Annotated in this window: 20 protein-coding genes; 7 read left to right on the forward strand and 13 right to left on the reverse strand. The window is 63.5% G+C overall.

Features of this window, described 5'->3' with window-relative positions; all coding sequences use genetic code 11:
• The first annotated feature begins 38 nt into the window (after positions 1-38).
• Positions 39-539, forward strand: a complete 501-nt coding sequence (locus tag NXC14_RS25980) for a GFA family protein (RefSeq protein WP_085780899.1) — start codon at positions 39-41, stop codon at positions 537-539.
• A 17-nt stretch (positions 540-556) separates the two neighbouring features.
• Here NXC14_RS25980 and NXC14_RS25985 read toward each other — a convergent pair whose 3' ends face one another.
• Positions 557-1012, reverse strand: a complete 456-nt coding sequence (locus NXC14_RS25985; RefSeq protein WP_085780900.1) for an Rrf2 family transcriptional regulator — start codon at positions 1010-1012, stop codon at positions 557-559.
• Positions 1013-1144: 132 nt separating this feature from the next.
• Between NXC14_RS25985 and NXC14_RS25990 the strand changes: the two genes are divergently transcribed.
• Positions 1145-2050 carry an NAD(P)/FAD-dependent oxidoreductase gene (locus NXC14_RS25990; RefSeq protein WP_085780901.1) on the forward strand — a complete coding sequence of 302 codons (906 nt, stop codon included), beginning with the start codon at positions 1145-1147 and terminating at the stop codon, positions 2048-2050.
• Positions 2051-2090: 40 nt separating this feature from the next.
• Here NXC14_RS25990 and NXC14_RS25995 read toward each other — a convergent pair whose 3' ends face one another.
• The 3 genes from NXC14_RS25995 to NXC14_RS26005 form a co-directional block, all read right to left on the reverse strand.
• Positions 2091-4004: an adenylate/guanylate cyclase domain-containing protein gene (locus NXC14_RS25995; RefSeq protein ID WP_085780902.1), complete on the reverse strand. Its 1914-nt coding sequence runs from the start codon at positions 4002-4004 to the stop codon at positions 2091-2093.
• Between the two features lie 193 nt (positions 4005-4197).
• Complete coding sequence (locus NXC14_RS26000; protein WP_085780903.1) at positions 4198-5076, reverse strand: FkbM family methyltransferase; 879 nt, start codon at positions 5074-5076, stop codon at positions 4198-4200.
• Positions 5076-6791 carry an adenylate/guanylate cyclase domain-containing protein gene (locus NXC14_RS26005; protein ID WP_085780904.1) on the reverse strand — a complete coding sequence of 572 codons (1716 nt, stop codon included), beginning with the start codon at positions 6789-6791 and terminating at the stop codon, positions 5076-5078. Before NXC14_RS26005 ends, NXC14_RS26000 begins: the two co-directional genes overlap by 1 nt.
• Positions 6792-7050: 259 nt before the next feature.
• On the opposite strand from NXC14_RS26005, the gene NXC14_RS26010 reads away from it, so the two are divergent.
• On the forward strand, positions 7051-8133 hold the full coding sequence (locus tag NXC14_RS26010; protein ID WP_085781265.1) for a glycosyltransferase family 4 protein: 1083 nt from the start codon (positions 7051-7053) through the stop codon (positions 8131-8133).
• Positions 8134-8137: 4 nt separating this feature from the next.
• Entirely contained in the window at positions 8138-8911 is a 774-nt protein-coding gene (locus NXC14_RS26015) for a polysaccharide deacetylase family protein (protein ID WP_085781266.1), read from the forward strand.
• On the opposite strand, the gene NXC14_RS26020 is transcribed toward NXC14_RS26015, so the two are convergent.
• The 8 genes from NXC14_RS26020 to pcaD all read right to left on the reverse strand — a co-directional run bounded on the left by NXC14_RS26020 (position 8899) and on the right by pcaD (position 15271).
• Positions 8899-9822, reverse strand: coding sequence for an alpha/beta hydrolase (locus NXC14_RS26020; protein ID WP_085780905.1), 924 nt, complete (start codon positions 9820-9822; stop codon positions 8899-8901). The two genes, NXC14_RS26015 and NXC14_RS26020, sit on opposite strands and share 13 nt — an antisense overlap.
• Positions 9771-10145 carry a GFA family protein gene (locus NXC14_RS26025; protein ID WP_085780906.1) on the reverse strand — a complete coding sequence of 125 codons (375 nt, stop codon included), beginning with the start codon at positions 10143-10145 and terminating at the stop codon, positions 9771-9773. The genes NXC14_RS26020 and NXC14_RS26025 overlap by 52 nt, the downstream gene beginning before the upstream one ends.
• Positions 10146-10254: 109 nt before the next feature.
• Positions 10255-11085, reverse strand: coding sequence for an MBL fold metallo-hydrolase (locus tag NXC14_RS26030; RefSeq protein WP_085780907.1), 831 nt, complete (start codon positions 11083-11085; stop codon positions 10255-10257).
• Between the two features lie 325 nt (positions 11086-11410).
• Complete coding sequence (locus NXC14_RS26035) at positions 11411-12457, reverse strand: 3-carboxy-cis,cis-muconate cycloisomerase (protein WP_085780908.1); 1047 nt, start codon at positions 12455-12457, stop codon at positions 11411-11413.
• A gap of 230 nt (positions 12458-12687) precedes the next feature.
• Entirely contained in the window at positions 12688-13299 is a 612-nt protein-coding gene (gene pcaG / locus NXC14_RS26040) for a protocatechuate 3,4-dioxygenase subunit alpha (RefSeq protein WP_085780909.1), read from the reverse strand.
• A gap of 2 nt (positions 13300-13301) precedes the next feature.
• Entirely contained in the window at positions 13302-14051 is a 750-nt protein-coding gene (gene pcaH, locus NXC14_RS26045; protein ID WP_085780910.1) for a protocatechuate 3,4-dioxygenase subunit beta, read from the reverse strand.
• Between the two features lie 9 nt (positions 14052-14060).
• On the reverse strand, positions 14061-14465 hold the full coding sequence (pcaC, locus tag NXC14_RS26050) for a 4-carboxymuconolactone decarboxylase (protein WP_085780911.1): 405 nt from the start codon (positions 14463-14465) through the stop codon (positions 14061-14063).
• Positions 14462-15271, reverse strand: coding sequence for a 3-oxoadipate enol-lactonase (gene pcaD, locus NXC14_RS26055; protein ID WP_085780912.1), 810 nt, complete (start codon positions 15269-15271; stop codon positions 14462-14464). Before pcaD ends, pcaC begins: the two co-directional genes overlap by 4 nt.
• A 402-nt stretch (positions 15272-15673) precedes the next feature.
• Between pcaD and pcaQ the strand changes: the two genes are divergently transcribed.
• From pcaQ to NXC14_RS26070, 3 genes are all read left to right on the forward strand, one after another.
• The gene (gene pcaQ, locus NXC14_RS26060; RefSeq protein ID WP_085780913.1) at positions 15674-16591 is read left to right on the forward strand and encodes a pca operon transcription factor PcaQ; all 918 of its coding nucleotides are present in this window, start codon (positions 15674-15676) and stop codon (positions 16589-16591) included.
• 70 nt (positions 16592-16661) lie between these two features.
• Entirely contained in the window at positions 16662-17174 is a 513-nt protein-coding gene (locus tag NXC14_RS26065) for an MbcA/ParS/Xre antitoxin family protein (RefSeq protein WP_085780914.1), read from the forward strand.
• Positions 17171-17866 (forward strand): RES family NAD+ phosphorylase, encoded by a 696-nt coding sequence (locus NXC14_RS26070; protein ID WP_085780915.1) that lies wholly within the window; start codon positions 17171-17173, stop codon positions 17864-17866. The genes NXC14_RS26065 and NXC14_RS26070 overlap by 4 nt, the downstream gene beginning before the upstream one ends.
• Here NXC14_RS26070 and NXC14_RS26075 read toward each other — a convergent pair.
• Positions 17863-18504, reverse strand: coding sequence for an alpha/beta family hydrolase (locus tag NXC14_RS26075; protein ID WP_085780916.1), 642 nt, complete (start codon positions 18502-18504; stop codon positions 17863-17865). The genes NXC14_RS26070 and NXC14_RS26075 overlap by 4 nt on opposite strands.
• Positions 18505-18506: the final 2 nt, after the last annotated feature.

Below are 18506 nucleotides of genomic sequence, written 5' to 3' on the forward strand. Positions count from 1 at the left end.
GGAGAGGAAGCCCCACCCGCCTTTGAAGGAGGAGAAAAATGGAACGCATCGAGATGGAAGTCAGCGGCGGCTGTCAGTGCGGCGCCGTGCGCTACCACGCAACCGCCATGTTCGACAATTCGCATCTTTGCCATTGCCGCATGTGCCAGAAGGCTTCCGGCAACATCTTTGCCGCGCTCGTCGCCGCGCCCGATGATGCGCTCGCCTGGACTCGTGGCAAGCCGAGCGTCTGGAAGAGCTCGGAGCTAGTCGAGCGCGGCTTCTGCGCCAATTGCGGCACGCCATTGTTCTTCCATCACCTGGAAAACGGTCGCACCAACCTGATGATCGGTTCGCTCGACCATCCGAACGCCTTCCCGCCGCATGCCAATACCTGCACCGAAAACATGGTGGCATGGTTCGACACGATCACGGACATAGAAAATACCGGCGCGACCGAAACCAACGGCGCTGACTGGGCTGCGGCGATCAGGGAAAGCAACAACCAGCACCCCGATCGCGATACCGGCTCGTGGACGGTGAGGGGGCGTGACGGCTGAGCCCTAGGAGCTTCCGCTCACGAGGCACAGGAATAAGCCGCGGCCGAGCGCGCCTTCAGTTTTGTCTCGAAGTCAGCCGCGATTTCCTCCAGCGTCACGCTGCCCAGCCGCCTCAGAAGCAGCGCTTCCGCCTCCTTCATCGCATCGGCCAGCGCACTATTCACCGCCTGCTCGACCAGACATTTGGGCTGATCATCGGCGGGGCCGATGGCGAAGAGGTGGGGGTCGCCAAGCGCGTTGTAGACGTCGAGCAGGGTGGTGTCGGACAATTGCCGCACCAGCGTCCAGCCGCCGCCATGGCCTTTTTCCGAACGCACATAGCCCTGGTCGCGAAGGCCGGCCATGGTGCGGCGCACGACGACGGGATTGGTGTTGAGCATCTTTGCAATCACCTCGGAGGTTGCCGCATGTTCATGCCGATCCATGTGGATCAGCACGTGCAGCATGCGGGAAAGGCGGCTGTCGTTGCGCATGGTTCTATCCTGTCGATCGAGCGCGGCATTATCGCAAGCAATTTGTAACAAGACAAGTAACATGAGCCTTGACGGCGTTGTTTCATGTAACTTATGTTGATTCATGACAGGTAATGTCTAAGGAGTGATCGCATGTCCTACGAAGTCATCGTCATCGGCGGCAATTTTGCCGGCCTGTCGGCAGCCATGCAGCTCACCCGGGCGCGCCGGCGGGTTCTGCTCGTCGATGCGGGCGCGCCGCGAAACCGGTTTTCGCTGGCCTCGCACGGTTTCCTCGGCCAGGACGGCCAGGCGCCCGCGGCGATCATGGGTGAGGGGAAGAGGCAGCTTTCGCTTTATCCGAACATAAAGCTGTGCGACGGCAAGGTTATCCGCGCCCGGAAGGAGGGCGAGGAATTCGCTATCGCCATCGAAGGCGGCGGTGAAGAACGTGCTGCCCGCCTCATTCTCGCAACCGGCGTCAGCGACACGCTGCCCGACATACCTGGCCTTAGCGACCGCTGGGGCCGAGCGGTGCTGCACTGCCCCTATTGCCACGGCTATGAGGTGAGCGGCGGCGAACTGGGCGTCCTTGCTAACTATCCGCATTCGGCCCATTCCGCCATGATGATCCCGGACTGGGGTACGACCACCTTCTTCACCCAGGCACTATTTGAGCCCGATGAAGAGCAGCTGGCACGGCTGACAGCACGTGGGGTACGCATCGAGCGCAGCCCGATCGTGGAGCTGTTGGGCGATAGTCCGAAACTCCAGGCGGTGCGTCTCGCCGACGGCCGTATAGTTCCGCTCGACGCCATATTCGTCGCGCCGAAGACGGTGATGGCGAGCCCCATCGCCGACCAGCTCGGCTGCGCCTTCGACGACGGCGCCTTCGGGCCGGTCATCCGCACCGGCGAAAACAAGGAGACCAGCGTCAAGGGCGTCTTCGCCGCCGGCGATGCCGCAAGCTCCATGCACAGCGGCACGCTCGCCTCCGCCTCCGGCGTGCTCGCCGGCGTGCATTGCCATCAGTCGCTGGTGATGCCGCCCGCCGGATAGGTGCTTGCGACGTCGGGAGATGGGAGAGGCGCGCCAACACCTAGCACCTGAGATCCCCAACCAGCTCCCATAGATCGACCTTTTCAGCCCGCCCCTTCACCTGCACCAGACCCAGCGGCCGAAACTGGAAGCGATCGCCGACGGCGTTATGGATAGCGGCGCTCACCAGGATCGAGGTGCCGTATTCCTTGTTTAATCCTTCCAGCCGGGAGGCGACGTTGATCGTATCGCCCATGGCCGTGTATTGCTGGCGCGAGATCGCTCCGAAACTGCCGACGACGGCGGGGCCAGTATGGAGACCGAATCGCGTGAAGAGTTCGGGGCGGCCGTGCCTCCGGTTTTTCCCATTGAGTTCGTCGACGGCGGCTTTCATGGCAAGCGCGCATCGGCAGCCGTGGTCGGCATGCCTGGCATCCGGGACAGGGGCATTCCACATGACGAAAATGGAGTCGCCGAGATATTGGACGACTGTGCCGTCATGGCTCTCGGCAATGGTGTTCAGCAGCTCGAAATAGGCCGATAGCGTATCGACCACGTCCTCGGGCGAATTCTGCTCCGATATGGTCGTGAAGTCCCTGATATCGGTAAACAGCACGGTCACGTCCTGCCGCTTCGCCTTGACGACCGTTCGCCCGTCAGGGCTGACGATCCGGCGGACCACTTCACGCGGAACATAGAGGGCAAACTGGCCGATGGCGTGACGGCTTGCCGAGAGCGCGCTCGCCAATGTGTTGATTTCCGTTATCCAGGAGTGCGACAGGGCCTTCTCGCTGACCTCGAGATCGCCAATCATGCGCGCCTCGTCGGCGAGGCGGTACAGAGAGCGGCTGACCATGCGCGACAGGACCACCGATGCCGCAACACCCGCGATCAACAGGATGCCGGCAATCAGGAGATTGCGCACGAGCAGCCGGTTGGCCTCAGCAACGAGGTCGTCCAGCGGCACGACGATTGCGGCCGTGCTTCCCCGGAACAGGCCGGACACGCTGACCGGGGCGATCTGGACAAGATGGCTTACACCATCAAGTTCGATCCGCGCCAGGCCGCCGTTTGCGAAGGCAGGGTCCTGCCGCAGCCGGACAATCGTTTCGAGACTGGTATCGAAGGCGTTTGCCGTTATGGCGAAGGCGCCTGAGGTTCTCGACCATATTGCGATGATCCTGCTCATGATATCAGGGTCGGAATGAGCAACGAGATTGCCGCCCCCGTCGATGACATAGGCTCGGGCATGCGGCGAAATGCTCTGTGCATCCAGCAGGCGGCCGATGGTCTGCAGGTGAACGTTGATGCCGACGACCACCCGCCCATCGTCCTTCATCGGTGCCGCGATCGTCAGCGTCGGCACCTTGAGCGTTCCGGTCACATAGGGGCCGACGGAGACCGGGGCGCCGTCCTGAACGACCGATTGATACCACGGGCGTTGCCGCGGATCGAAAGACGCGTCGTCGACATCCCGTTCGCCGATCAGTCTTGCCTTGCCGTCGAGAAAGCCAAGCGTCGATATGACGTTCGCGCTTTGTCGCCCGGCGATCGTTCTGATCGCGAAAGCCGCTTCGTCAGGCGCCGCGAGGGTCTGGCGGACATCCCTCCTTCCAGCGTTGATGACCTGCAGGTACGAGCCGTCAGGGTATCCGGTATAGATGCTCGTTGCCTCGGGGACATTTCGCAGAACTTCGAGAAAGAGGTCCTGTTTCGCCTTGATATCCTGAGGCGGCGGCGAAACGAGCTGCGGCAGGGTGGATGCCAGCGCCACCGCCTCGTAGCCTCCCTCCAGCGTGTGGCGATATCCCTCGATCAGCCGCAGGCTCATCTCGCGCATCTGCTGCGCGCCGGCACTCACGGCAGCATTGCTTCCCTGCCTGAACGCCAACCAGATAATCGGCATCGACGTGCAAAGCAGCGATGCGACGACCAGGACACCGAGATGCACTCTGAGCGGTTTGGACCAGCGCACGAGACTTCCCTCGAATGCGGACACCTCTCAGCGCATCTAACGCCCGAAGCTCGTCTGACTGTGCTTGAAAAGTGCCCCCAACTGTGCAGCTAACCGCTTTTTTCGGGTTTGCACAAGACGTTCCTGAGCTCACGCCCCCGGGGGGCAACACGGACGTCCGCGGCAAGGCGCCAGTAATCGTGTCCTGCAGAGCCTAGGGCAAAAACAATACGTTGTACTGATCGATATCGCCAGGCAGATCCCGCACCTTCATCTCTTCCTCGCGGTCCTCGAAGAGCACGACGCAATCCTCGTAGAACCCCGACAGCATCGTTATGAAGGCCTTCGTGCCCTCGCGCCCGTAGAACAGCGGCGTGAACTCCATATGAAGCGGCACGCGGCGGGAAAGCAGCGGCTGCATCGAGCGGCAGGCGACCGGCTCATAGCCTTCAATATCCATCCACACCAGCCCGATCGCGGCCGGGTCGATCGAAAGCCCGGCGAGGATTTCGGAGACCGGCTTCACCGGTACGGTGACCTTCCTATCGCTAGAGCCCTGGCGGATGGCGCTGCTCTTGCCGTGATTGTTGAGGTTCAGGAAAAAGTCGATCTCGCCTGCGTGCTCGCCGGCGGCGCAGTTGACGAGGCGGACCTTCTCCTCCAGCCGGTTCTGGCGGATGTTCAGTTCAAGCAGCGGGAAATTGCGCGGATCGGGCTCGACGCTGACGATCTTGGCATAGGTGCCGCTCAAGGCGAAATAAACCGTCTGGGTGCCAATATTGCCGCCGATCTCGAGCAGCGTCGCATCCTTCCTGAGCAGGCCGCGCTCGCGCAGGATGGCGATCAACCGGTCGACGGCGTCGCGCTCGAAATGGCCCTTCCGGAAGACCTTTCGGCCGATATAGTCGGAAGGCGAGAAGGTCATCAGATGATCACCGGCATCGACCGTCATCGAGACGACGCGCCGGCCGATATTCTCGATCAGCAGCCGGCGGCCGAGGCGGGTGTCGAAGAAGCGCGAGGCGACTCTATTGCGCGCCTTGCGCAACCGGCGGCTCCAATATTTGGCGGTGAGCCAGGGCTTGCCGTGCATCAGGCTTTTCCTTTGAGCGGTTCTGCCGCTTTCTCTCTCGGAACGACATAGACTTTCAAGGGCAGGGCGCGGCCGCGCACGCTGATTTCACGGCTTTGGATGTCGTCAAGATCGGCGCCGGCAAGCCTGGCCACCGGCTCGGAGAAGACGATCGCCGCGTCGAATTCCTTGGCCGCACTTTCCAGTCGGCTCGCGACGTTCACCGTATCTCCAATCGCCGTCATGCTGCGCACCCGGCCATAGCCCATCGTGCCGATGACGGCCGGGCCGGTGTGGATGCCGATGGCGATCCGCAGCGGCAGCGTCAGCTCTTCGGCCAGTTCGGCGGCGAGTTTGTCGATCCCGATGTTGATTGCCGCCGCCGCGTCGAGCGCTTGGCGGCAGGCCTCCTCCGGCGCGGCGTTGAGGCCGAAGAGCGCCATGGCGCCGTCGCCGATGAATTTGTCGAGCCGGCCGCCCGCCTGCTCCACCGCCTTGCCGATGATGGCGAAATAGCGGTTCAGCAGGAAGACGACGTCGAAGGGCAGGCGCGTTTCCGTCAGCGTGGTGAAATGACGGATATCGACGAAGAGCACGACGATTTCACGCTCACGGCCGGGGCTCGTCTCCTGGCTGTTGGCGGGAAGAGCCGCCTCGACGGCCGGCACGAGAAGGGGCGCGACCGAGACATCGGTATTCGGCCGAAGCTGGCAGGCGAGGCGGACATCAGGGCCGGCATTGATGCGTTTCAGTGTCGTCTGTTCAAGCTTGTCGGGCGGCGGCAGCGTCTGGTAATCACCAAGAATCTGTACCCGGCAGGTGGAGCACTGGCCCTTGCCGCCGCAGACCGAATAATGCGGCAGACCGCCGAGCCGGCTCGCCTCCAGCACCGTGAACCCACGCGGCACGCGGATCACTTCGCCGCCCGGATAGTGCACCGCGACCTGATCGAGACGCTCCTTCAGCCTGCGCTGTGTGCGGGCGGCAACGACGATGATCAGCGAGGCCGAGAAGGCGCCATAGAGCCCGGCGCGAACCATGGCGATCTGGCTGCGGATTTCGGGGTCGGAGACATAGTGGGAATTCACGGTCGTTGCGTAAGGCTCGATGGAGGTCAGTTGATAGGTGGGGTCGGCAAGTGTGCGGCCCATTTCGACGAAACCGAGCAGCGACAGCACCGGCGCAAGGATCGCCAGCGCCAGCAGCAGCGGTGCGAAACCGCTGTACCAGGGGCGGTAACGCAGCCAGTAATGGATGCCGATGCAGCCGTGGATCCACACCGCGATCAGGCCGAATGCCTGGCGCACGCCCGTCGCCGGCGTCCGCAGCCATAACATGCCGACGATCGTCTCGTAATTGTCGATATAGCCATAGAGCTCATGGGCAATGCGGGTGCCGATGACGTGATCGATCAGAAGCAGCGGGATCAGCAGGCCGAGCACCATCTGGGCTGCTTCCCCCTTCGGCATGACCAGGCTGCGCCTGATGTAGATGGCGCGCAGCACCAGGGTCATATGGACGAGGACTGATCCGTAAAACAGGACGGTGCCGGCGGGATTGCGCCAGATTGCCAGGAAAAGATGGCGGGCCTTATCGGCCGCGGCGATCGAAACGAGTCCGAGTGCATGGTTCGACATATGCAAGAGAACGAAGACGAAAATAACCAGCCCGGAACCGAGCCTTGCCCTTCTGATCGAGCGCTCCGAAAAAATCCCTGTGACCGAGGCCGTCGTCATTCATTCCCGTTCTTGTCGATGCAATCTCAGGCCCATAGAGATGGGGGAAAGAGGCGGAATTGCTTCCATTGCGATCACATTGCATATGCTTATGCGCAAGTTTTCGGGAAGGCGGCAATAAGGGATTTTTTCGCCGCCGGTCACGATGCCGCACACCATGGGAGGGTTCAACGCGACCGCATGCTGCATGTGCCTGATTTGGTTATGAATTCGCTTGTGAATGCCGATTGGAAACAGTGTGTCTATGCGAGGGATGCGCATGCGGGTCGCCTTCTATGCGCCGATGAAATCGCCGAACCACCCGGTGCCTTCGGGCGACCGGCTGATGGCGCGGCTGTTGATCCGGGCATTGGAGCTTGCCGGGCATCAAGTCGAGATCGTTTCCGAATTCCGCACTCATGCCCCGACACCGGAGGCGGCCGCGGCGCTCGCACCCGCCATCTCGGCCGAATTGGGGCGGTTGCGGGAGAAATGGCAAAAAGAGCCGCGGCCGGATCTCTGGTTCTGCTATCATCCCTATTATAAATCGCCCGATCCCTTCGGGCCGGCGATCGCCGCCGAATTGGCTATTCCCTATGTCACCGCCGAAGCCTCCTATGCAGCAAAACGCGACCGGACGGATTGGGCCGACCGACAGAAGCGCGTGGGGGAGGCGGTCATGCAGGCGGCGGTCAATATCAGCTTCACCGAGCGTGATCGGGCCGGACTATCAGCCGCCTTTCCGCAGGCGCGGCTTGCGGCTCTCAAGCCGTTCATCGATTCGGCGCTGTTCGAGGCGGTGCGTCCGGCGCCCGATCCCGGCCGGCTGATGACCGTCGCGATGATGCGGGCCGGCGACAAGATGGAAAGCTACGCGATGCTCGCAAAAGCATTGCGGCTGATTGAAAACAAGCCATGGACCCTTTCAGTCATCGGCGACGGGCCGATGCGCCGAGAGGTGGAGGGGCTGTTTGCCGGCTTTCCCGGCCGCATCGAATGGCTGGGCGAGCGGAGCGAGACCGAGATCGCCGGCCTGCTCGCGCGCGGCGGCATTTATGTCTGGCCCGGCTGCGGCGAGGCCTATGGCCTTGCCTATCTCGAAGCCCAGGCCGCCGGCCTACCTGTCGTGGCGCAGCAAACGGCGGGCGTGCCCGCCGTGGTCGAGGCCGGCGTCACCGGCCTGCTGACGCCGGAGGGCGATGTCGCCGCCTATGCCGGGGCCATCGCGGCCCTGCTCGGCGACGGGCGGAAACGCGACGCGATGGGGCAGGCAGCGCGGCGCTTCGTGCTCGAGGAGCGCTCGCTCGCGGTGGCTGCCCGCGTTCTGGACGAGATTTTGCGCAAGGCGCAGGAACAGGAGTGAGATGATGAGCCAAGGGATGAACTGGGAACCGCTGCGCCGGGAGCTCGACCACTGGCGAGCCGCCGGCCGCGTGGCGCGATTCTGGCTGCGCGACGACGACGCCGTCGAGCCGACGCCCGATCTGGAGCGGCTGCTGGCGCTGACCGCCGAGAACGGGATTCCGTTGACCCTTGCCGTTATTCCTGCCCTGACCGGCGAGGACTTGGCTGCGCGGCTGGCGACGGAAGCGGGCGTCGCTGTCGCTGTGCATGGCTGGTCGCACACCAACCACGCCGGGCCCGAGCGCAAGAAGCAGGAACTCGGCGGCGAACGGCCGCCCGAGGTGGTGCTCAGCGAGTTGCGTGAAGGATTGCAGCGCCTGAAGCGGCTCCATCCCGCCCGCTTCCTGCCGGTGCTGGTACCGCCGTGGAACCGGATCGACGCCGCGCTCATCCCGGCATTGCCCGAAGTCGGCTTTGCGGCGCTCTCGGTCTACGGGCGGGCAAAAGAGGGCGGGCCGATCCCGCTTCTCAACACCCATGTCGATATCATCGACTGGCACGGCACGCGCGGCGGCCGCAGCGCGGAGGAACTGGTGGCCGAACTGGTTGCCGAACTCCGCGACCGGTTTGCCGGCAATGACGAGCCCATTGGCGTGCTCAGCCACCATCTGGTTCATGATGCGGCCGCCAGGGATTTCCTGTCGGACTTGTTTGCGGTGACGGCCCACCACCCTGCCGTCTCTTGGTCGTCGGCGCCAGAACTCCTGCAAGATCAGGCTATCGATCAGACTGCGTGAACGCGCCCGAGGAAGTCCCGCACCAGTTCTGTGACCTCATTCAGATGCGTCTCGAGCAGCCAATGCCCGCCGTCGAGCAGATGCAGTTCGGCCTCCGGCAGATCTCGGAGATAGGCGCGTGCCGACTTTTCCGGCATATAGTGGTCGTTTGGCCCCCAGACAATCAGGGTCGGCGGCCGGTACTCTCTGAGATATTTCCGGTGCTCAGGGAACCAGGCGCGGTTCTCCTTCAATCCGGCGATCAGGTCGATAGCGATTTCCTTGCGCCGCGGCGTGACCAGCGACCAGTGCAGCCGCCAGAGATCCGGCGGGATTGTGTCGGCCAGGGGCGGCGGCAGGTCGTTGAGGAATTCCTCCCGGAAGGTCTCCTCGTTGATCGCTTGCGCCAGCGCTTTCCTCATCTCCGCGCGCGGCAGCGCCCACGTCGCCTCGATATCGGCATATTTCGGGCCGAGTGCATCCTCATAGGGAATATCGCCATTCTGGATGATCAGCGCCACGATGCGGCTCGGGTTTCTGATTGCCAGCCGCGCTCCGATCGGTGAGCCGAAATCGTGGAGATAGAGGGCGAAACGGTCGACATCGAGCGCGCCGATGAACGCTTCGAGCCAGGCGGCATAACCATCGAAGCTGTAGTCGAAATCGTCGGGTGTGCCGCTGTAGCCCGCGCCGGGGAAATCCGGGGCGATCAGCCGCCAGCGGTCGGCAAGGCGCGGCATGAGATTACGAAACTCGTAAGACGAGCAGGGATAGCCGTGCGGCAGCAGCAGTACCGGCGCCTCCTTCGGGCCCGCCTCACGGTAAAAAATCTCGATACCTGCAACGGTGGTGATGTGATGTCGGACGAGCGTGGCCAGATTCACGTTCGGTCCTCCTGGTACTGCTCGGCGCCCTCCACGGGCCGCAGCCATGCCTCGCGGCGTTTGATCCAGAGTTCGTAGCGCGGCGCCAGCGGCGTCGGCGCCTGCGAGAGGATGCCGAGCTTGATTTCCGCCTCCTGGTCATCGGCGGAAAACAGCCGCGAACCGCATCCGGTGCAGAAGCGCCGGCCGTGGAATTCGCCGGTTTCGCCGGAATGTTCAAATTGGCCGGCGGGCCAGACGCCGTAAAAGGTAAAGGCCGAACCGCTTTCCTTTCGGCAGTCGGTACAGTGACAAATGCCGACGCGCAACGGTTCGCCACGAACAGAAAGTTTCACCTGCCCGCAAAGGCATTGTCCGGAGAGCACGGTCATGGCTGATACCCCGTTGCATCGATCTTGCGCTGCCGGGGAAACGGTCGGACCCGGCATCTGTTCCGTCAGCAAGTTGCAAACGGGCCGGCGCCTGCGTGCGCCGGCACCCCTAAATCACCACGGTCTGATTGTCGCGGGCGGCGAAGGCGCCGGGGAAGGCGGCCTCAGCCTGTGCTTCCATTTCGGCCAGTTGTTCGTCCGTGCGGGAGGGGGCGTGGTGGAACAGGGCGAAGCGCTTGGCGCCCGCCATTTTGGCCAGCTCGGTGCCGTGCTCCCAGGTCGAATGGCCGAAGCCCTTGAAGCGCTGCATCTCATCTTCATTGTAGGTGCAATCGTAGACGACGAGATCGGCGCCGTGCATCATCTCCAGGGAGACCGGATCATAACTGCCGGGAATATGCTCGATATCGTAGATCAGAGCGATCGAACGACCCCGCCATTCGATGCGGTAGCCGATGGCGCCGCCCGGATGGTTCAACGTGAACGTCTTGATCTCGATGCCCTCATGCGGGGTCAGAACCTGGCCGGAGTGGAAATCGCGGAAGTTCATCGTCGCCTGACAGATGTCGGTCTTGACCGGAAACCAGGGCGGGCTGATGAACTGCTCGACCATTTCCCGCGTGCTCATCTTGCCGTCGAGGTGCCCGGACCAGATGTTGACGTTGATTGAGGGATAATAGATCGCCTTGAAGAAGGGCAGGCCGATGATGTGGTCGTAATGGCAGTGGCTGAAGAACAGGTCCACGTCGCTGACGCCGTCGGCAAGCAGCGACAGCCCCGCCTCGCGCAGGCCCGAACCTGCGTCGAAAAGCAACCGATGTTTTCCGCAGCGAATCTCGATGCAGGAAGTGTTACCGCCGTAGCGATCGAACTCGGGGCCCGACACGGGAATACTGCCGCGGACGCCCCAAAATTTTATCTGAAACAGTTCTGTCGTCATCGTTTTTCAAACCGGCCTTCCCGCATCGCCATCGTAATCATAGTTTATCCCGATGCGAAGCAGCAGAATTCCACGAGTTTGCCTGCGCCCCCTTTCATTCTCCTAACCGGTAGCGGAAGAAGAAGTATATTCTCCTAAGCAATCGGCTTTCGCTTCGGAAAGCAACCCAGTATGGTTGGTTTTCGGTAAATGGGCTGCGCGGGCAGGGCGTTTTCCGCAAGTCATGCCTATTAGATGGTTGCGCGCGATCGAAAAAGCAAATGCCCGCTCTCGCGCTGGAACCCTTGCCGCGCGGCTAGCCATAGCGCTGGCCGCAGCTGTGATCTCAAGCCGTCCCGAGCCGCTTGATATTTCCTATCAGTCCTCCGGCAAGCCGCAGGCTGGCGGCGGTTGCCATGGTCATCTGCGGCAGGAGCAGCCACTCGAGCGTCCAGGCCGCCCCGGAGCGCTCCTGTTCATGGACAAGAGACTGGTGGATACCCGAGAGCGCCGTGGCGTTGAAGCGGGCGAGCGAGACCAGGACTTCCGCGGCAACCGGGTTCTGCTTGTGCGCCATGGCCGAGGAGGTGCCGCCGCCTGAAATTTCGATCTCGCCGCCCATCTCGGCAAGCAGCGCGATATCCTGTCCCATCTTGCCGAGGCTGCCCGAAATCGAAGCGACCAGGCCGGCGATATCGGCGATCGGCAGACGCGCGCTCTGCCATTGCCTGATGTCGGTGAGGCCGAGCTCCTGGGCGAGCGAAGCGCGGACGGCGGCGGCCTGTGGCCCAAGCTTGTCGAGCGTGCCGGCAGCACCGCCGAACTGGACGGGGAAGCTCTGCTCGGTCAGGCGGTCGCGATAGGTCGCGAGCGGCGTGCGCCAGGCATTGAGACGGTCCGAGACGCTGATGGCGATCGCCGCCTGCATGCGGGTATGGCCCATCAGGCGGTTGCGGCCGAACTGCCGGTCGAGCCCGTCAAGCGCTGCGAGGATGGCGGAAAGTCGGCCGGCAAACAGGAAGACCACCGCCTTCAGGCGGATCATCAGGCTGGTGTCGATGACGTCCTGGCTGGTGGCGCCGAGATGCAGGTTTCTGCCCGCTTCCTCGCCGACCTTGGCGCGCAGCTGCTTGACGAGGTCGGGGACGACGACCCCGTCTTTCGCCGTTGCCGCGCGAAGGCTGGCAAGATCTGGAGAAAAATCGGCGCAGGCTTCGGCAATCTTCCTTGCTGCCTCGCCGGGAATGAGGCCGTGCGCGGCTTCGGCCCTGGCGAGTGCCGCCTCGAAGGAGAGCATGGCCCGAATATCGGCTTCGGCGGAAAAATAGGGCGCGATTTCGTCGTCACCGACAAGGCCGGAGAGGAAGGGGTGGTCGAAGGGCGATGCGGTCATGGTTTGCTCGTTTGTGGTGGTGGCCCCCTCATCCGGCTGCCGCCACCCCGGGGTCGAGCCACTGGTCTCGACCCGTCCTTCGGACCCCCGAGGGGAGAAGGGAAATGAGGCGGCGTCGGCGCCTTATGGGCAGGTTCTCTCGCGTGGCACTGTTCCCCTCTCCCCTCGGGGAGAGGGCAGGGTGAGGGGGCTGCTTGCGCGGAATTCTCCGACAAGCAGCCGGCACACCCTCAAATATCCAGAAACACCGTCTCCTTCGGCCCCTGCAGATGGATGTCGAAACGGCAGGTTGCGCCATCGCGGGTGGCGACCATGGTGGCAACGCGTTCGCGATGTTCGATGCGGGCAAGCAGCGGGTCGCTGGCGTTGGCTTCGGTCTCTTCCGGGAAATACATCCGTGTATGCAGGCCGATATTGATGCCGCGGGCGACGATCCAGAAGGTGATGTGCGGCGCCTGTCTGCGGCCGTCCTTGAAGGGGACCCACCCGGGCTTGATGGTTTCGAAGCTGTAGACGCCGTCGTCGGCCCGGGTCGGGCAGCGGCCCCAGCCGGCGAAGTTCGGGTCGGCGGCGCCGCGCATTTCCGAGGGACTGTTGTAAAGGCCGGCGCTGTCGGCCTGCCAGATCTCGACGACGGCATCGCGCACCAGCGCGTCCGCGCCGTCGAAGATGCGGCCGGTGACGGTGATGCGTTCGCCGAGCGTCTTGTCGTTGAGCATCACGCTGCCGAGATCGCTGTCGTAGACGCCTGTGATGTCGCAGAAATTCGGCGTCAGGCCGATATGCACATAGGGACCGGCGGTCTGCGACGGGGTTTCCTTGAGATAACCGAGCTGCTGCATGGTCAGTTGCCCTCCAGCTTGTTTTCGAACATCGTCGAGCGGCGTCCGCGCAGCACGATATCGAATTTATAGGCGCGTGAATCCATCGGAATCGTGTTGCCCCAGTCCAGCGGGGCGATCAGCTGCTCGATCGCCGCCTTGTCGGGGATCGTGCCGACGATCGGGCATTTCCAGATCATCGGATCGCCCTCGAAATACATCTGGGTGATCAGGCGCTGTGCGAAGCCGTGGCCGAAGACCGAGAAGTGAATATGGGCGGGGCGCCAGTCGTTGACGCCGTTCGGCCAGGGATAGGCGCCGGGCCGGACGGTGCGGAAATGGTAGCGGCCCTCCTCGTCGGTGATGGCACGGCCGCAGCCGCCGAAATTCGGGTCGATTGCCGCGAGATAGGTTTCCTTCTTGTGGCGATAGCGGCCGCCGGCATTGGCCTGCCAGAATTCGACCAGGGCGCCGGCCACCGGCTTGGCCCGTTCGTCGAGCACGCGGCCATGGACGATGATGCGTTCGCCGATGGCGCTTTCGCCCGGCCGCGCATAGTTCAGTATCAGGTCGTTGTCGAGCTCGCCGATGATTGAATGGCCAAAGACCGGGCCTGTCGTTTCGGAGATCGTGCCGTCGAGTGACAGCAGCGCGCGCTGCGGCGCGCGCAGCACCGAGGTTTTGTAGCCGGGGGTCAGCGCCGGCGCGTGCCAGGCGCGGTCGCGGGCGAAGAAGGCGCCGGTCTCCGGCTTGCTGTTTGCTCGTTCGGACATTTCTCCCCCTCAGGCCGCTTTCTCGGCGTCCATCTGTGCAAAGGCCTGCTTGGCAATCTTGATCGCGTGGTTGGCGGCGGGAACGCCGGCATAGATCGCCACATGCAACAGCGCCTCGCAGATATCCTCCCGGGTCGCACCCGTATTGGCGGTGGCACGCACATGCATGGCGACCTCATCGTCCTGTCCGAGTGCGGCCAGCAGCGCGATGGTGACGATCGAACGCTCGCGCCTCGTCAGCGCCGGGCGCGACCAGACATGGCCCCAGGCGGCTTCGGTGATCAGCTCCTGGAAGGGGCGGTCGAACTCCGTCGTTGCCGCTATGGCGCGCTCGACATGGGCGTCGCCGAGCACGGCGCGACGGGTCGCTATGCCTTGCCGATAGCGTTCGGAGGGAGAGGCTGTTTCGTTCATGGGCTGCTTTCTCCAGGCGATATCGATGTGAGGAAGGCGCGGATGATCGCCGTCAGCGCTTCCGGCTGCTCGACACAGGGAATATGGGCGCAATGGCGGATGATTTCGTAACGGGCGCCGGGGATCAGCCGCGCTGTGGAGAGTACCAGATCGGGCGGGGTCGAGCCGTCCTGGTCGCCGACTATGCAGATTGTCGGCACAGCGATCGACTTCGCGGCCTCGGTGAAATCCGAGTCGCGGATCGCCTCACAGGCGGCGAGGTAACCCTCCACGGGCTGGCGCGTCAGCATGTTGCAATAGCCGGAATAGGCGGTGTTTTCGGGCCGTCGGAAGGCCGGCGTGAACCAGCGCTCCATGATGGCGTCGACGATGCTGCCGAGGCCATCTTTCTTGACGGCGGCAATGCGGGCGTTCCAGCTCTCTGCCGTGCCGATCTTGTGGGCGGTGTCGCAAAGGATGAGGGCGCCGACGAGATCCGGCCGGTGCTGAACGAGCGACTGAGCGATGAGGCCGCCAACCGAGAGGCCACAGATGACGGCATCCTTGACCGAGAGCAGGTCGAGCAGGCCGGCAAGATCGGTCGCATGATCCTCGATCGATGAGGGGAGCTGGCCGACATCGGAAAGGCCGTGGCCGCGCTTGTCGTACAGCACGACCGCATAGTCGCCGGCAAGCCGTACGACGACATCGCGCCAGATGCGAAAATCCGTTCCGAGCGAATTGACGAAGACGATCACCGGCCGGTCGGCGGGAGCGCCGATAAGCTGATAGTGGATCGTCACGTCGTTTATGCGGGCGAACTGCACGTCGCTTCCTCCGTCATCATGAGCTCAGCCGGGTAGCCCCTCATCCGGCTGCCGCCACCTCTGCCTGGGTCGAGCCACGCGTCTCGTCCCGTCCTTCGGACCCCCGCGTGCGGGGAGAAGGGATCTGCCGCACCGTCTCCCTCAACCTCGATGCCGCGTTTGGCACGTCCCCTCGCCCCGCCTGGGAGAGGGTTAGGGTGAGGGGCAGCCATTCCCGCCCCTCCGTCATGCTCGGGCCTGGCCCGAGCATCCACACGGCACCACCAGCCGCGGGTCAAGGCCGAGGATGACCGATTGCGCCTTCTCGTCAACTCGCCACCATCTCTTGGCGCAAAACTGAATGGTTGATCCGGTTAAGTAAAATGATATTTTCAGGCATCTCGATAACCCGGGAGTTATGGAATGATCGACAGCCGCGTCAAGGTTCGTCATCTGCAGACCTTTGTCGAGGTGGCGCGGCAGAAGAGCGTCATGAAGGCGGCGGAGTTGCTGCATGTCAGCCAGCCGGCGGTGACGAAGACGATCCGCGAACTGGAAGAGGTGCTGGGTGTTGCCGTGTTCGAGCGCGACGGTCGCGGCATCAAGATCACCCGTTACGGCGAGGTTTTCTTGCGGCATGCAGGCGCCGCGCTGACGGCGCTGCGCCAGGGTCTCGATTCCGTCTCGCAGGAGCAGTTCGCCGATGCGCCGCCTATCCGGATCGGCGCCCTGCCGACGGTGTCGTCGCGCATCATGCCGCGGGCGATGGAACTCTTCCTCAATGAAAATACCCGGAGCCGGGTGAAGATCGTCACCGGCGAAAACGCCGTGCTCCTGGAGCAGCTTCGCGTCGGCGATCTCGACCTCGTGGTTGGCCGCCTGGCCGGAGCTGAGAAGATGGCGGGCTTTTCCTTCGAACATCTCTATTCCGAGCAGGTGGTGTTTGCCGTGCGGCCCGGCCATCCGCTGCTCGATGGCCGGCAATCGCCCTTTGCCGGTTTCGCCGACTACACGGTGCTGATGCCGACGCGCGGCTCGATCATCCGGCCGGTCGTGGAAAATTTCCTCATCGCCAACGGTATTTCCAGCCTGCCGAACCAGATTGAGACGGTGTCGGACTCCTTCGGCCGCGCCTTCCTGAGGGCAAGCGATGCGATCTGGATCATTTCCAACGGCGTGGTGGCAGGCGATGTCGCCGATGGGCGGCTGGCGCTTCTGCCGATCGACACCGGCGAAACCAAGGGGCCGGTCGGGCTGACGATGCGCGCCGATGCGGTGCCATCGCTACCGCAATCGATCCTGATGCAGACGATCCGCGAGGCGGCCGGAGAGCTATCCTGAAGTCCCACTTCCAATTTGCTTGCCGGATGCCCAGATTTGGACTAAATCTAGTTCAAGACAGGAGAACGCCATGCAGCAGGCAAGACACAGGGAGCAGGAGCCGGAGCGGCTGGAAACGCAGCGGTTTGCGCCGGCCAATCGAAGGCGGCTGAGCCCGCCGGCCTTGCGGACCTTCCTGGCGATCGCCGATCTCTGGGGGCTCACTGAAGAACAGCGCCTCCTCGTGCTCGGTTATCCCTCCCGCTCGACCTATCACAGCTGGGCCAAGCAGGCGCGTGAGCACGGCGCCTTCACCCTCGATGTCGATACGTTGACCCGGATCTCCGCCGTGCTCGGCATCCACCAGGCGCTCGGCGTGCTGTTTGCCGACGAACGCGCCGGAATCGACTGGCTGCGAACGCCGCATCAGGCGCCTGTCTTCGGCGGCCACCCGCCGCTCGATATCGTCACAAGTGGCACCCAGGACGGGCTGATAACTGTGCGCCGGTTTCTCGACGGCGCGCGCGGCGGGCTCTATATGCCGCCGAACCGGCTCGACGAGGCATTCACGCCCTACGAAGACGCGGACATCGTCTTCCGGTGAGCGACCGTTTCGCCGAGGCGCCGCGACCGTCCTACCGGCTGATCCCGTCGCAATTTCCGCCGATCGGTCTCTTCGATACTGTGGCGAGGGCGGCCGATCTCGAAGCCGTCATGGAACTTGTGGGATGGACCAATGACCGGCTCGTGGCCGACCGCATCCGGCGGCTTCCCGAAAACGAATGGGTTTACGGGACGCCCAATGCCAGCATCGTAATGGCGGCATTCCTGCATGTCGCAGCCGGCGGCATGCGGTTCAATGGCCCCGATCTCGGCGCCTGGTATGCCGCCGACAATCTGAAGACAGCCGCCGCCGAGGTCGGTCATCATCTCCGCCGCGAGGCTGTGGCGCGTGGGGTGGCGACGATGGCGCGCACCTATCGCAGTTATACCGCCACCCTGATCGGCTACTATCTCGACATTCGCGGCGAACAGACGCTGCGGCCCGATATCTATGACGGCACGAGCTACGCTGCATCGCAGGTGCTCGGCGAAGAGGTGCGCTCGAGTGGCGGCGCCGGCATTCTTTATGACAGCGTGCGGCTGAGAGGCGGGGTGAACGTCGCGGCGCACCGGCCGAGGAATATCCGCGACGTGGTGCAGGCCGATCATTTCGAAATCACTGTTTTCGCCGGCGACCGGCGCATCGATGTGAGGAAGCTTTCCACCCGACGACGGCCAAAAGGCGGTGCCTAAAGCGGCAGGCGTTCGGCCCACGCCTTTGCCGCCTTTGCCATCGCGGCGAGGTGGCCGGCAGCGGAGAAGCCGGAGATTTTCTTGCGCGGCTTCAGGTCGTGGTCGCCGTCCTCAAGCCAGAGGATCTCGATCCTGTCGGAGAGATCATAGCCCGGCACCTCGTCCTTTGTCCCGAACTCGTCGCGCGTACCCTGGCAGATCAGCGCGGGTGTCGCGAGCCTTTTGAGGTGGCCGGTGCGCAGCTTCTCCGGCTGGCCAGGTGGATGGAAGGGATAGCCGAGGCAGAGCAGGCCAGTGATCTTTCCCCTGTCGTAGAGACCGTCTGCGACCATGCTCGCAACCCGTCCGCCCATCGACTTGCCGCCGATGATGAGAGGACCGCCGGCGTCGAGCGCGGCAATCGCCGCCTCATATTCGGGGTTGAGAGTTTCGGCGCGCGGCGGCGGCTTGCGCCCTTCCGCGGTGCGGCGGGCGGCCATATAGGCGAATTCGAACCTGGCGACGCGAAAGCCGACGCCGGCAAGCGCGTCGGCCGCCGCTGTCATCGAAGCTGAATCCATCGGCGCGCCGGCGCCATGGGCAAGAAGGATGGTGAAGCGCGCATCCTGCGGCCCCTGCAGCAAAAATCTCTCGAGCATCG

The organism is Rhizobium sp. NXC14 (genome assembly GCF_002117485.1).
Taxonomy (GTDB): domain Bacteria; phylum Pseudomonadota; class Alphaproteobacteria; order Rhizobiales; family Rhizobiaceae; genus Rhizobium.

Bases quoted from the DNA above. Each gene is read 5' to 3' on its own strand.
- NXC14_RS25990 (WP_085780901.1), top strand. From the start codon at position 1,145: ATGTCCTACGAAGTCATCGTCATCGGCGGCAATTTTGCCGGCCTGTCG.
- NXC14_RS25980 (WP_085780899.1), top strand. From the start codon at position 39: ATGGAACGCATCGAGATGGAAGTCAGCGGCGGCTGTCAGTGCGGCGCC.
- NXC14_RS26005 (WP_085780904.1), bottom strand. From the start codon at position 6,791: ATGACGACGGCCTCGGTCACAGGGATTTTTTCGGAGCGCTCGATCAGA.
- NXC14_RS26000 (WP_085780903.1), bottom strand. From the start codon at position 5,076: ATGCACGGCAAGCCCTGGCTCACCGCCAAATATTGGAGCCGCCGGTTG.
- pcaC (WP_085780911.1), bottom strand. From the start codon at position 14,465: ATGAACGAAACAGCCTCTCCCTCCGAACGCTATCGGCAAGGCATAGCG.
- NXC14_RS26010 (WP_085781265.1), top strand. From the start codon at position 7,051: ATGCGGGTCGCCTTCTATGCGCCGATGAAATCGCCGAACCACCCGGTG.
- NXC14_RS26015 (WP_085781266.1), top strand. From the start codon at position 8,138: ATGAGCCAAGGGATGAACTGGGAACCGCTGCGCCGGGAGCTCGACCAC.
- pcaQ (WP_085780913.1), top strand. From the start codon at position 15,674: ATGATCGACAGCCGCGTCAAGGTTCGTCATCTGCAGACCTTTGTCGAG.
- pcaH (WP_085780910.1), bottom strand. From the start codon at position 14,051: ATGTCCGAACGAGCAAACAGCAAGCCGGAGACCGGCGCCTTCTTCGCC.
- NXC14_RS26035 (WP_085780908.1), bottom strand. From the start codon at position 12,457: ATGACCGCATCGCCCTTCGACCACCCCTTCCTCTCCGGCCTTGTCGGT.
- NXC14_RS25985 (WP_085780900.1), bottom strand. From the start codon at position 1,012: ATGCGCAACGACAGCCGCCTTTCCCGCATGCTGCACGTGCTGATCCAC.
- NXC14_RS26030 (WP_085780907.1), bottom strand. From the start codon at position 11,085: ATGACGACAGAACTGTTTCAGATAAAATTTTGGGGCGTCCGCGGCAGT.
- NXC14_RS26065 (WP_085780914.1), top strand. From the start codon at position 16,662: ATGCAGCAGGCAAGACACAGGGAGCAGGAGCCGGAGCGGCTGGAAACG.
- NXC14_RS26075 (WP_085780916.1), bottom strand. From the start codon at position 18,504: ATGCTCGAGAGATTTTTGCTGCAGGGGCCGCAGGATGCGCGCTTCACC.
- NXC14_RS26020 (WP_085780905.1), bottom strand. From the start codon at position 9,822: ATGGCTGCGGCCCGTGGAGGGCGCCGAGCAGTACCAGGAGGACCGAAC.
- NXC14_RS26025 (WP_085780906.1), bottom strand. From the start codon at position 10,145: ATGACCGTGCTCTCCGGACAATGCCTTTGCGGGCAGGTGAAACTTTCT.
- pcaG (WP_085780909.1), bottom strand. From the start codon at position 13,299: ATGCAGCAGCTCGGTTATCTCAAGGAAACCCCGTCGCAGACCGCCGGT.